Origin of the sequence: Ancylobacter sp. WKF20, from assembly GCF_029760895.1 — a bacterium.
Taxonomy (GTDB): Bacteria; Pseudomonadota; Alphaproteobacteria; order Rhizobiales; family Xanthobacteraceae; genus Ancylobacter.
Genome location: NZ_CP121679.1, coordinates 948,699 through 960,930 on the forward strand (window position 1 = coordinate 948,699; position 12,232 = coordinate 960,930).

Annotated in this window: 11 protein-coding genes; 5 read left to right on the plus strand and 6 right to left on the minus strand. The window is 67.7% G+C overall.

The features are described from left to right. Positions 1–19: 19 nt before the first annotated feature. Genes AncyloWKF20_RS04230 through AncyloWKF20_RS04245 form a run of 4 tightly spaced genes read right to left on the minus strand, consistent with a single transcriptional unit; the run spans position 20 to position 4,728 of the window. Positions 20–1,015: an ABC transporter permease gene (locus tag AncyloWKF20_RS04230; RefSeq protein ID WP_279316669.1), complete on the minus strand. Its 996-nt coding sequence runs from the start codon at positions 1,013–1,015 to the stop codon at positions 20–22. Further along, positions 1,008–2,546 carry a sugar ABC transporter ATP-binding protein gene (locus AncyloWKF20_RS04235; protein WP_279316670.1) on the minus strand — a complete coding sequence of 513 codons (1,539 nt, stop codon included), beginning with the start codon at positions 2,544–2,546 and terminating at the stop codon, positions 1,008–1,010. The genes AncyloWKF20_RS04230 and AncyloWKF20_RS04235 overlap by 8 nt, the downstream gene beginning before the upstream one ends. Beyond that, the gene (locus AncyloWKF20_RS04240; RefSeq protein WP_279316671.1) at positions 2,531–3,673 is read right to left on the minus strand and encodes a Gfo/Idh/MocA family oxidoreductase; all 1,143 of its coding nucleotides are present in this window, start codon (positions 3,671–3,673) and stop codon (positions 2,531–2,533) included. The genes AncyloWKF20_RS04235 and AncyloWKF20_RS04240 overlap by 16 nt, the downstream gene beginning before the upstream one ends. Further along, positions 3,670–4,728: a sugar phosphate isomerase/epimerase gene (locus tag AncyloWKF20_RS04245; protein WP_279316672.1), complete on the minus strand. Its 1,059-nt coding sequence runs from the start codon at positions 4,726–4,728 to the stop codon at positions 3,670–3,672. The genes AncyloWKF20_RS04240 and AncyloWKF20_RS04245 overlap by 4 nt, the downstream gene beginning before the upstream one ends. 142 nt (positions 4,729–4,870) lie before the next feature. Between AncyloWKF20_RS04245 and AncyloWKF20_RS04250 the strand changes: the two genes are divergently transcribed. After that, on the plus strand, positions 4,871–5,923 hold the full coding sequence (locus AncyloWKF20_RS04250) for a LacI family DNA-binding transcriptional regulator (RefSeq protein ID WP_279316673.1): 1,053 nt from the start codon (positions 4,871–4,873) through the stop codon (positions 5,921–5,923). A gap of 2 nt (positions 5,924–5,925) precedes the next feature. Here AncyloWKF20_RS04250 and AncyloWKF20_RS04255 read toward each other — a convergent pair whose 3' ends face one another. Both AncyloWKF20_RS04255 and AncyloWKF20_RS04260 read right to left on the minus strand, forming a co-directional pair. Then, the gene (locus AncyloWKF20_RS04255; protein WP_279316674.1) at positions 5,926–7,221 is read right to left on the minus strand and encodes a glycosyltransferase; all 1,296 of its coding nucleotides are present in this window, start codon (positions 7,219–7,221) and stop codon (positions 5,926–5,928) included. Next, positions 7,218–8,180: a GntR family transcriptional regulator gene (locus tag AncyloWKF20_RS04260; RefSeq protein WP_279316675.1), complete on the minus strand. Its 963-nt coding sequence runs from the start codon at positions 8,178–8,180 to the stop codon at positions 7,218–7,220. Before AncyloWKF20_RS04260 ends, AncyloWKF20_RS04255 begins: the two co-directional genes overlap by 4 nt. Before the next feature lie 165 nt (positions 8,181–8,345). Between AncyloWKF20_RS04260 and AncyloWKF20_RS04265 the strand changes: the two genes are divergently transcribed. The 4 genes from AncyloWKF20_RS04265 to AncyloWKF20_RS04280 all read left to right on the plus strand — a co-directional run bounded on the left by AncyloWKF20_RS04265 (position 8,346) and on the right by AncyloWKF20_RS04280 (position 12,184). Next, the gene (locus tag AncyloWKF20_RS04265) at positions 8,346–9,392 is read left to right on the plus strand and encodes a spermidine/putrescine ABC transporter substrate-binding protein (RefSeq protein WP_279316676.1); all 1,047 of its coding nucleotides are present in this window, start codon (positions 8,346–8,348) and stop codon (positions 9,390–9,392) included. 89 nt (positions 9,393–9,481) lie between these two features. Further along, entirely contained in the window at positions 9,482–10,348 is an 867-nt protein-coding gene (locus AncyloWKF20_RS04270; RefSeq protein WP_279316677.1) for an ABC transporter permease, read from the plus strand. After that, a complete protein-coding gene (locus AncyloWKF20_RS04275) occupies positions 10,341–11,132 on the plus strand; it encodes an ABC transporter permease (protein ID WP_279316678.1) in 792 nt (263 codons plus the stop codon). Before AncyloWKF20_RS04270 ends, AncyloWKF20_RS04275 begins: the two co-directional genes overlap by 8 nt. After that, positions 11,129–12,184 carry an ABC transporter ATP-binding protein gene (locus tag AncyloWKF20_RS04280; RefSeq protein WP_279316679.1) on the plus strand — a complete coding sequence of 352 codons (1,056 nt, stop codon included), beginning with the start codon at positions 11,129–11,131 and terminating at the stop codon, positions 12,182–12,184. The genes AncyloWKF20_RS04275 and AncyloWKF20_RS04280 overlap by 4 nt, the downstream gene beginning before the upstream one ends. Positions 12,185–12,232 lie beyond the last annotated feature (48 nt).

A 12,232-nucleotide genomic window follows, 5' to 3' on the forward strand; every position in this document is an offset into this window, starting at 1 on the left:
CCTCCCGTTTTTTCCGCTCTCAGGCGGATGATTTGCCCCGCTGCAGCACGACAGCGAGGACGATGATGACGCCCTGGATCGCCCCGTTGAGATAGGGCGAGACCAGATCGGCAAGGATCAGGATGTTGTCGATGAGGCTGAGGATGAGCACGCCGACGACGGTGCCCCAGACCCGGCCATAGCCGCCTTTCAGCGCCGTGCCGCCGATGATGACGGCGGCGATGGCCTCCAGCTCCCACAACATGCCGGTGGAGCCCGAGGCCGAGCCGAGGCGCGGCACATACATGATGGTGGCGAGGCCCACGAGCAGGCCGAGCAGCACGTAAGTGAGCAGGCGGATGCGCTCGACATTCACCGCCGAATAGAGCGCCACCTTGTCGTTGGAGCCGATGGCTTCGCAGTAGCGGCCGAAGCGCGTGTGCCGCATCGCCACCTGCCCGGCGATGGCGACGGCGGCGAACACGAGGATGGGCCAGGCGATGCCCAACAGGCCGGAGTAATAGACCGGCCGGTAGAGCTGGCGCACCGCGAAATCGAGGCTGATCGTGCCGCCATCGGCGAGCCAGGTCACCAGTGAGCGGAAGATGCCCATGGTGCCGAGCGTGACGATGAAGGGCTCGATGCCGGCGCGCGTCACCAGCAATCCGTTGCCGAGCCCCGCCAGCAGTCCGACGCCGAGCGCCACGCCCATGCCGACCAGGATGAGCGGCACGCCGACGCCCATGGTCGGCAGCAGCGCGTTCATGGCGAGGATCATCACCCCGGCGATGAAGGCGGCCATGGAGCCGACCGACAGGTCGAGCCCCCCGGAGGTGATGACGAAGGTCATGCCCACCGCGATCATGCCGATGAAGGCTGAGCGAGCGAGCACGTTGGTGATGTTGCCGGCCGACAGGAAATTGTCGTTCAGATAGGCGCCGAGCAGCACCAGCAGGATCAGCGCCAGCAGCGGGCCGAGGGCGGAGAGGCTCGGCAGGCGCAAAGCGGGGGACGGGCGCGCGGCGGCATCAGACATGAAGGGGCTCCTCCCGGAGATCTTCGGACGTGCCCATCACCAGACGGACGATGGCGGTCTCGCTGATGCGCTCGCCGGCGAGTTCGCCGGCAAGGCGGCCCTGCCGCATCACCAGCACGCGGTCCGACAGGCCGAGGATTTCCGGCATGTCGGAGGAGATGACGATGACGCTGCGCCCCTGCCGCGCCAGCGCGTCGATGAAGGCGTAGATCTGGCTCTTGGTGCCCACATCGATGCCGCGCGTGGGCTCGTCGATGATGACGATCTCGGGGTTCGACAGCAGCGTCTTGGCGAGCAGCAACTTCTGCTGGTTGCCGCCCGAGAGATTGCCCACCCGCATATCCCGGCGCGGTGCGCGAATGTCGAAATCGGCGATGGCCTTGGTCAGCGCGGCTTCCTCGCGGGCTTCCGAAAGGAAGGGCGTGCCGAAGCGGGCGAGATCGGCGAGGGTGAGGTTTTCGCGCAGCGTCTTGTCGAGCAGCAGGCCGCGCTCCTTGCGGTCCTCGGTGAGGTAGGCGAGGCCATGGGCGGCGGCGTCTCGCACCGAGCGGATCGCGACGGGCTCACCATGGCGCAGCACGGTGCCGCTGGCGGGGCGCAGGCCGACCAGCCCTTCCGCGAGTTCGGTGCGGCCGGAGCCGACGAGACCGGAAATGCCGAGCACCTCGCCCCGCCGCAGGGTGAAGGAGATGTCGTGGACCAGCGGCGGGACGTTGAGGCCACGCAACTCCAGCGCGATCGCGCCGATCTCGTGGCGCCGCGCCGGGTAGATGTCCTCGAGGTCGCGCCCGACCATGGCGGTCGCCATGCCGTCCTCGCTGAGTTCCCCGCGCATGGCGCGCCGAACCACCGTGCCGTCGCGCAGCACGGTGATGCGGTCGGCGAGGCGCGAGACCTCGTCGAGCCGGTGCGAGGTGTAGAGCAGCGCCACGCCCTGCGCGCGCAGGCGGTCGATCTGGCGGAACAGGATGTCTACCTCCCGGCTGGTCAGCACGGCGGAGGGCTCGTCCATGATGAGCACGCGCGCCTTGCGGGCCAGCGCCTTGGCGATTTCCACCATCTGCCGGTCGGAGACGGGCAGGTCGCGGATGCGGGCATCGGGGCGGATGGTGCTGTCGAGCTGGTCGAGCAGCGCCTGCGTGCCCCGGCGCATCGCCGCGTGGTCGAGGAACAGGCCGCCGATCTCGCGGCCGAGCCAGATGTTCTCGCTCACGGTGAGGTCCGGGGCGAGATTGAATTCCTGATGGATGACGACGACGCCCTGAGCTTCCGCCTGCGCGCCGCTCACATAGGGGGCCGGGCGGCCGTCAAGGCGCACCTCGCCCGCGCTCGGCGGGATAAACCCGCCGAGGATCTTCATGATGGTTGATTTGCCCGCGCCATTCTCGCCAATCAGCGCGTGGACCTCGCCCGCGCGCAGGGCGAAGTCGATGCCGTGCAGGATCTCGATCGGCCCGTAGCTCTTGCGCACGCCGACAAGTTCCAGCACCGGCGCCGTGTCTCCGGCGCCGCCGGTCACAGGCTGACCCACGCGGCATTGCGGCGGGACGAGCGCACGCAGGCATCGACGAACCGCATGCCGGCGAGGCCGTCGGCCAGCGTGGGATAGAGCACCTCATCCGGCACGGGCTCGCCGGCCTGATGCGCGCGGATGGCACGCGCCGCCTCGGCATAGAGGTTGGCGAAGCCTTCGAGATAGCCCTCCGGGTGACCGGGCGGGATGCGGGAGACCCGCGCCGCTTCCGGTCCGCTCCCGGCACCATTGCGCGTGATGCGGCGCTTCGGCTCGCCGAAGGGGGTGAACCAGAGATAGTTCGGGTCTTCCTGCGCCCATTCCAGCCCACCCTTCTCGCCATAGACGCGCAGGCGCAGGCCGTTCTCATTGCCCGGCGCCACCTGGCTCGCCCACAGCATGCCGCGCGCCCCGCCTTCAAAGCGCAGCAGCACATGGGCGTTGTCGTCGAGCGCGCGGCCCGGCACGAAGGTCGAGAGGTCCGCGGCCAGCGCTTCGGGCATGAGGCCGGAGACGAAGCAGGCGAGGTTATAGGCGTGGGTGCCGATGTCGCCGGTCGCCCCGCCGGCGCCGGAGCGCTCCGGATCGGTGCGCCATTCGGCCTGTTTCGAGCCGTGCTTCTCGGCCGCCTCGGTCAGCCATTCCTGCACATATTCCACCTGCACCAGCCGCAGCCGGCCCAGCGTGCCGGCTTCCACCATGGCGCGGGCCTGCCGCACCATCGGGTAGCCGGTGTAATTATGGGTGAGGATGAACAGCGCCTTGGAGCGTTCCGCTGCAGCGGCGAGCTGCTTGGCCTCGGCAAGCGTCGCGGTTAGCGGCTTGTCGCAGATCACATGGATGCCGCGCTTCAGGAACTCAATGGCGGGCGCGGCGTGCCTGTGGTTCGGCGTGACGATGGCGACCGCCTCGATGCCGTCCTTGCGACGCGCCTCGGCGCGCGCCATGGCGCTGAAATCGTCATAGACGCGGGCGAGACCCAAGGCTTCGCCGGAGGCGCGGGACTTTTCCGGCGTCGAGGAGAGGGCGCCAGCGACGAGCTGGAACTCGCCGTCGAGCCGGGCGGCGATGCGGTGGACGGCGCCGATGAAGGCGCCTGTGCCGCCGCCGACCATGCCAAGACGAATAGGGGAGGGCGCGCTCATCGGTCGAGACCCAGCAGGCGGCGATTGGCGGCCCGGTCGGTGCCTGAGCTGGCGAAATCGTCGAACGCCTTCTCTGTCACGCGGATGATGTGGCTTTTCACGAAGGCTGCGCCCTCGCGCGCGCCGTCTTCCGGGTGCTTGAGGCAGCATTCCCACTCGACGACCGCCCAGCCGTCGAAATCCATCGCCGCGAGCTTGGAGAAGATGGCGCCGAAATCCACCTGCCCGTCACCCGGGCTGCGGAAGCGGCCGGCCCTGTTCACCCAGCTCTGATAGCCGCCATAGACGCCCTTGCGGCCGGTCGGGTTGAACTCGGCATCCTTGACGTGGAACATGCCGATGCGCTCGGCATAGATGTCGAGATGGTCGAGATAATCGAGCTGCTGCAGCACGTAATGCGAGGGGTCGTAGAGCATCTTGGCGCGCGGATGCCCGCCGACGCGCTCCAGAAACATCTCGAACGTGTCGCCGTCGTGCAGATCCTCGCCCGGATGGATCTCGAAGCAGATGTCGACGCCGCAGGCATCGGCATGGTCGAGCAGCGGGCGCCAGCGGCGCGCCAACTCGTCGAACGCCTCCTCGACCAGTCCCGCCGGACGTTGCGGCCACGGATAGACATAGGGCCAGGCCAGCGCGCCGGAAAAGCTGACCATGGCGGTGAGGCCGAGGTTCTGCGAGGCGGTGAGCGCCTTCTTCACCTGTTCGACCGCCCATTCCTGCCGCGCCGCCGGATTGCCGCGCACCTCGGGCGCCGCGAAGCCGTCGAACATCGTGTCATAGGCGGGGTGGACCGCGACGAGCTGGCCTTGGAGATGGGTAGAGAGCTCGGTGACGGCGACGCCGTTCTCACGCCCTTTGCCGGCCCAATCCTCGCACCAGCCGCGTGAGGCGGCCGCCTGATCGAGGTCGAGGATGCGGGGATCATTCGTCGGCACCTGCACGCCGACATAGCTGCAATCGGCGGCCCAACGAGTGATGCTGTCCCAGGAATTGAATGGCGCATCCGCGCCAAGGAATTGGGCCAGGAAGAGTCCTGGTCCCTTGATCGTGCGCATGGGTCCTCCCGACCGGCTGCGTGGGCCTAACCGTTGCTTTTTGTAATCGGTTGCACCTAGCGTAACGGAAGTTTGTAATCGATTGCAAGCGCCCCTCGCTCCCGATTGCCGCCGCACCGTCGCGCGGGGTATGGAGGGCTTAATGGAACACCATCTGCGCCGCCCGCCGCTGCCATCGTCCGAACCGGCTGACCGCTCTGCTCCGCGTCAGGCGACGCCACGCCTTGCTGACGTCGCGCGCCTAGCCGGCGTCTCGACGGCGACGGTGAGCCGCGTTTTGTCCAATCCCGAGGTGGTGACAGTCGAGACGCGGCAGCGGGTGGAGGAGGCGATCCGCGCCACGGGCTACCGGCTGAACCACGCCGCGCGCAATCTGCGCCACCGGCGCACCGGCGGGGTGGTGGCGCTGGTGCCGGATCTCTCCAACCCGTTCTTCTCGCAAATCCTCGCCGGCATGTCGGCCGTGCTGGCGCCGGCGAGCTACAACCTGCTGATCGCCGACACGCGGGCGATGAGCGCGGAATCGATCCTGGGCTATGCCGAGCCGAGCCGGGCGGACGGGCTGATCGTGCTCGACGGCGCGGTTCCGCTCGAGCGTTACGAGCCGCGCATCCCGCTGGTGCTGGCCTGCGAATGGATCCCCGGCCTCACCGCGCCGCGGGTGAAGATCGACAACCGCGCCGCCGCCGCGCTGGCGGTCGACCATCTCGTCGCGCTCGGCCATCGCCACATCGGCCATGTCGCCGGCCCGCCCGAGAATGTGCTGACGCAGGCCCGCCTCGCCGGTACGGAGCAGGCCCTCAAGGCGCATGGCCTGCCGGCGCCGCTGGTGCTGCCGGGCGACTTCTCGCTCGATTCCGGCCGTCGCGCCGGGGCGGCCTGGCTCGCTCTGCCGGAGGCGGAACGTCCGCGCGCCATGACCTTCTCCAGCGACGCCATGGCCTGCGGCTTCATCGGCGAGGTGCAGCATCGCGGCCTCGCCGTGCCGCGTGATGTCTCGGTGATGGGTTTCGACGACATCGAGCTGGTCGCCCATATGACGCCGGCGCTCTCCACCATCCGCCAGCCGCGCGAGGCCATCGGCCGCCGCGCCGCCCAGCTTCTGCTCGACCTGATCGCCGGCACCGACACGGCGGAGGATGTCATCCTTCCCGTGGAGCTGGTGCTGCGCGCCAGCACGGCGGCGCCGGGTTAGAGCTAGGCCGTCTCCACCGTGACCGGCAGGCGAGTCAGCACGGCTTCCGCCGCGCGGGTGACGCCGGGATCGGCCTTCATCCGGGCGGAGATCGCCTTCAGCCGCGCCCGCAGCGCGTGATCCTCCAGCAGCTCCGTGATGGTCGCGCGCAGCCCGTCCGGCGACCAGTCGGAGCGGTGCATGGCGCGGCCGACGCCGGTGTCCTGCGTGCGGCGGGCATTGTCATGGCCGTCCCAGCAATAGGGCATGACCAGCGAGGGCACGCCGTGAAACAGCGCCTCGCAGAACGAGTTGTTGCCACCATGGTGGATGAACAGCGCGGATTGCGCGACCACCGAGGGCTGGGGAAACCAGCTTCCCAGGAACACATTGTCCGGCACCCGGCGATAGGCATCCATGAAGCCGCCGACATTCACATAGAAGCGGGCGCGCAAGCTTGCGAACACCTCGATCATCCGGCCGATCTGCTCGGTGTCGATCGCCCCGAGGCTGCCGAAGCTCATATAGACCAGCGGCCCCTCATTCACCGGCAAAGGCGGGGGATCGAACGGCACTTCCTCGCGCACGCAGCCTTCCAGGAAGACGAACAACTCCCCCGGCAGCGCCTGCGCGCGCTCATAGCGTACGGCGGAGGGCGCGAGCAGCAGGTTCAGCCAGTCGGAATTCTCCAGAAATTGTCCGGCCGGCAGCGGGCGCAGGCCGCGGGCGCGGCGAAACGCGTTGTAGCGGTTATGGGCGGGCTTGAGAATCGCGGCCGCCGCCTTCTCCCACGCCGCGCGGCCCGCCGCATCCTCCGGCGACAGGCCGGAGAGATAGGGCGGCACAAGCGGGTCGGGGATCTCCGTCTCGGCGCAGGAGACGACGCGCGCCCAGGGTTTCCCCGACCGCAGGATCGCCGGGAACATGATGACATTGTCGAGCAGGATCGCGTCCGGCTGGATCTGGCCGAGCAGCGCCTCCAGCGAGTCCTCGACCGCGATCACCGTATCGACGATCGCCTCCCAGGTCGGGGCGACATAGGCCTCGAGCTGGTTGAGCGGCGACAGGTCAAAATGGGCGAGGTGGGTGTTGACGAAATTCTGCCAGTAGGTCTCCCCGCGCCCCTGCGCCGCCGCCGGTTCCGGCTGCAGGTGATATTCGCGAAAGCCATATTCGGCGAACACGCCGGTGAAGCCGGGATGGCAGAGAAACACCGGCTCCGCCCCGCGCGCCGCCAGCTCGCGGGCGATGCCGACGCAGTTGAGCGCGGCGCCGAAGCTCGCTTCGGGAAACAGGGCGATGACGGGTGGGCGGGTCACGAGGCCGTTCCTTTGATGCGTGCGCCGGCCTGTTGCGGGCCTCTCAGCAGCGGGGACATGCCGCGCCCGGCGGCTTCCGGTCGGCGAATCCCCGAGCGACGCAAATGCAGCACCATCTGGTCGGCGGCAAGCTCAAGCTGGTTGCGCTCCAGGCTGTCGAGAATGTCGAGATGTTCCTCCATCGCCTGGCGCTGGCGGAAGGGCGGGGCGGCGGCTTCCTTCTGCGCCATGCGCCGCAGCCGGTGATGCGCCAGCAGCGTGCCCTGCACGAAGCGGTTGGCCGAGCCTTCCGCGATCATCACATGGAAGTCGATATCGAGGCGCTGGAAGCCGGCGGCGGTGAGCCGGCTGTCCGGCAGGTCCTGAAAGGCGCGCATCTGCGCCCTGAGCGCGCTGGCGCGGGTGGGGTCGAGCGTGAAGCCCGACGTGAGGATCGCCTGCGGCTCCAGCGTGAGGCGGAAGGCGAAGCTTTCGGCGATGGCGCGGGGCGTGTCGAGCAGGGGCTGGAACGCCCAGGCGCTGCCGGGAAGCTGGGTGACTATACCGTCACGTGCCAGTACTTTTAGCGCATTCAGTACCTCAACGCGCGACACGGAATACCGCCGGGCGAGGGCGCTGACGGATTGCACGTCGGCGATGCGGCGGGCGGAGCGGTCGGCGAGGATGCGGGTGAACAGGCCCTGTTCGAGATCCTCGACCCCGACCTTCGCCTCGCTCAGTCCATCCTGAGCGCCCTGGGAGAGGAAATAGCCCGCCTCTTCCTTCCAGATTAGAATATTATTCTTTTCCAGTATCTTGAAGGCGGATCTTATCGGCGTACGCGAGACGCCGCAGGCGTCGGCAATCGCCTGCTCGGGCATGTGCTCGCCGGCCTTCATGCCGCGATCAAGCGCCAGCGTGATGATCTGCTGGGCGAGCGACACATGGTTGTGGCGGGCGGCGCGGCGGCGTCCGGCCATGGCATCCTCCCGGCGGCACCCCGGAGTCGGGGGACGTTCGCCAAAGAACCAAGAATACAGTTTGACGTATTTTTCCGCTTATTCGTACTCTCCCAATCAGCGGTCATCAAGAACCGCTTTCCTTCCGAGAACCACCGAATTGGTGGGGGACAACAGGAGTTTGCCATGGTGGGGATTTCCTGCCGTGCGGTGGCCATTGCCGGCATGGCTCTGGGCCTCACCGCCTTTGCCGCGAGCGCGGATCCGCTCGTGATCTCGAACTGGGACGGCTATCTCGCCCCCGACGCGATCAAGCAGTTCAACGAGGCCACCGGCAACAGCGCCGAGCTGGTGCTGCACGCCACCAATGAAGAGATCATGGGCAAGCTCATTGCCGCCAAGGGCAAGGGCTATGACGTGGTCTTCGTCTCCTCGCCCTTCGCCGAGGTGCTGCACAATCTCGGCCTCGCCGAGGAGCTGGATCATTCCAAGCTGCCGAACCTGAAGAACCTCTACCCGGAGGCGACGACCCTCGCCCATGACAAGGGCAACACCTTCTCCGTGCCCTATACCTGGGGCACGACGGGGCTGTGCTACCGCTCGGACCTGACCCCCGCGCCGACCTCCTGGAACGACCTCCTGAAGCCGACTGACGCTCTCAAGGGCAAGACCACCATGCTGGCGACCGATCGCTGGCTGCTGGCGGCGGGCTTCCTGTCGGAGGGTTATTCGGTCAACGAGACCGACAAGGCCAAGCTGCAGCAGACCCGCGACCTGCTGATCGCCGCCAAGAAGACCCTGCTCGCCTATGACGATACGACCTTCTACTCGAAGCTGGTGTCGGGCGAGGCGCAGCTCGTGCAGGCCTGGGACGGCTGGTGCAATTACGGCATCACCGAGAACCCGCAGATCAAGTACGTGATCCCCAAGGAGGGCTCCGACCTCTGGGTGGACACGATGGTGATCCTCAAGGCGTCCGAGCATAAGGATGCGGCTTACGCCTTCATCAACTCCATGCTGGACGGTAAGACCCATCGCTGGGCGGCCGAGAACATCCTCTACAAGGTGCCGAACAAGGCGGCGATGGAGGGTCTCGACCCGGCGCTGCTGCAGAAGTACCCGAACATGACGATGACCTCGGCCGAGTTGCTCAAGCATGAGCAGCTGCGCGATGTCGGCGCGGCGCAGCGCGATTATTCGCGCACCGTGTCCGAGATCATGGCCGCGAACTGACCCGACCGACGGATCGCGCCGCTCCCGCCACAAGCGGGGGCGGCCTTCCACCGCGCCGTTACCGGCGTGCCTGACGGTGCCTGAACCCGATGCAAGACCGTAAATCCCTCGTGCTGGTCGCGCCGGCCTTTGCGTGGCTCACCGCCTTCATGGTGGTGCCGTGCCTGCTGATCCTCGCGCTCGCCTTCTTCCGGCGCGGCATCTATGGCGGCATCGACTATACCTTCACGCTCGAGAATGTGGCGATGGTGTTCGATCCGCTCTATGCGCGGATCTTCCTGAAATCGGCCTGGATCGCCGGGCTCGCGGCGTCGATCGCGGCCGTGGTCGGCTACGCCGCCGCCTATGCCATCGCCGCCATGCCCCGCCGCCACCAGCCGGCGCTGCTGTTCTTCGCCATCCTGCCCTTCTGGTCGAACTACCTCGTGCGCACCTATGCCTGGATCGTGCTGCTGAACCGGGAGGGGCTGATCGTCGCCATTGCCCGCTGGCTCGGCGTCGAGGGCGCGCTGCCGCAAATGCTGTACACCGAAGGCGCCGTGGTGCTCGGCCTCGTCTACAATTACCTGCCCTTCGTCATCCTCGCCGCCTATGCCCCGCTCTCCCGCCTCAACCCGGAGATCGCGGAAGCCTCGCGCGACCTCGGCGCCGGCGGCTGGACGACATTCCGCCGGGTGATCCTGCCGATCACCTTGCCGGGCGTGGCGACCGGCTTCGTCTTCGTCTTCGTGCTCTCCATCGGCAATTTCGTCACCCCGGCGCTGCTGGGGGGCGGGCAGTTCCAGATGATCGGCAACCTCGTCTACGCCCAGTTCCTCACCGCCAATGACTGGCCCTTCGGCTCGGCGCTCTCCATGGTGCTGATCGCGGTCATGCTGGTCCTGCTGACGGCGCAGACCTACGCCAATGAGCGGGCCTCCACCGGCCGCCAGGCGAGCGGAGGCGTCGATGGCTGACCGTCACACCCTGCGGCTGATGCTGCTCATCCTCGGCGTCGTCTTCGCCTTCCTCTACATCCCGATCTCGGTGCTGGTCGGCCTGTCCTTCAATGCGGGCGGGATGCCGACTGCCTGGACCGGCTTCTCGCTGAAATGGTACGGCGCGCTGTTCGCCAACAAGGACATATTGCGCGCCGCCGGCAACACGCTGATCGTCGGGCTGGTCTCGGCCTTCGTCGCGACCGTGCTCGGCACGCTGCTCGCCATCGGCATCGAGATCCGCCGCCGCAAGGGGCGCGTTCTGGAGACGCTGATCTTCGCGCCGATGGTGATCCCCGACATCGTGCTCGCCATCGCGCTGCTCAGCTTCTTCTCGCTGCTCGATGTGCGGCTTGGGCTGCACACCGTCATCATGGCGCATGTCGTGTTCAACCTCGCCTTTGTCTGCGCGGTGGTGCGGGCGCGGCTGAAATCCTTCGACTGGTCGATCGTGGAAGCCTCGGCCGATCTCGGCGCCTCGACGGTGACGACGCTGCGCCGCGTGGTGCTGCCGGTGCTGGCGCCGGCCATCATCGCGGGTGGGCTGCTCGCCTTCACCCTCTCGGTCGATGAGTTCATCATCGCCTTCTTCACCGCCGGGGCCCAGCGCGCCTCGATCACCCTGCCGATGCAGATCTACGCCATGATCCGCTTCGGCGTGACCCCGGAAATCAATGTGCTCGCGACGCTGGTGATCGGCTTCTCGCTGGTCACGCTGGCCCTGTCGCAGCGGCTCAATCGCGGAGGCCTGCCCGGCCAATGACGACCCTGCTTTCCCTGCGCAACGTCGAGAAACGCTACGGCTCCGTCCGGGCGGTCAATGGCGTGTCGCTCGATATCCGCCAGAACGAGTTCTTCGCCCTGCTCGGCGCCTCCGGTAGCGGCAAGACCACGCTGCTGCGCATGCTCGCCGGTTTCGAGACGCTGAGCGGCGGGCAGATCCTGCTGAACGGCCAGGACATCTCCAACGTGCCGCCGAACCACCGGCCGGTGAACCTGATGTTCCAGTCCTATGCGCTGTTCCCGCATATGACGGTGGCGCAGAACATCGCCTATGGGCTGGAGATGGAGAAGCTGCCGCGCGCCGAGATCCGTCAGCGCGTGGACGAGATCCTCGCCACGATCCAGCTCTCGGCGCTGGCGAGCCGCAAGCCCGAGCAGCTTTCCGGCGGCCAGCGCCAGCGCGTCGCGCTCGCCCGGGCGCTGGTGAAGCGCCCGCAGCTCCTGCTGCTCGACGAACCGCTCGGGGCGCTCGACAAGAAGCTGCGCGGTGAAATGCAGCTGGAGCTGAAGCGCATCCAGCACCAGTTCGGCATCACCTTCATCATCGTCACCCACGATCAGGAGGAGGCGCTGGTGATGGCCGACCGCATCGCCATCCTCCAGCATGGCGAGCTGCTGCAATGCGCGCCGCCGCGCGAGGTCTATGAACACCCGGCCAACCGCTTCGCTGCCGAGTTCATCGGGGTGATGAACGTCATTCCCGTCACCCGCGACGGGGCCAAGCTCACCGCGGCGGAGGGCAGCCTCATCCGCGCCGACATTCCCGACGGGCTGGGGGGAGATCTCGTCGCCGCCGTGCGGCCCGAGCGGCTGCGGCTCGACGCCCATGCCTGCGAGAACAGGCTCTCCGGCCGCATCCTCGCCACCGCCTATCACGGCCTCGACCTGCAGGTGCATGTCGAGACCCCGGCGAGCCCCCGGCCGCTGATCTGCCGCGTGACGGCGGATGCGGCGGAGGCGCGCAACTTCCGCACCGGCGACGTGCTCAGCCTCGGCTGGAGCCGGGCCGACACCCGCATCTTCGCCGCCTGACGCTGATCCCGCGAACGACACCACCGGCGCCCGCCAAGAGGCGCTTCC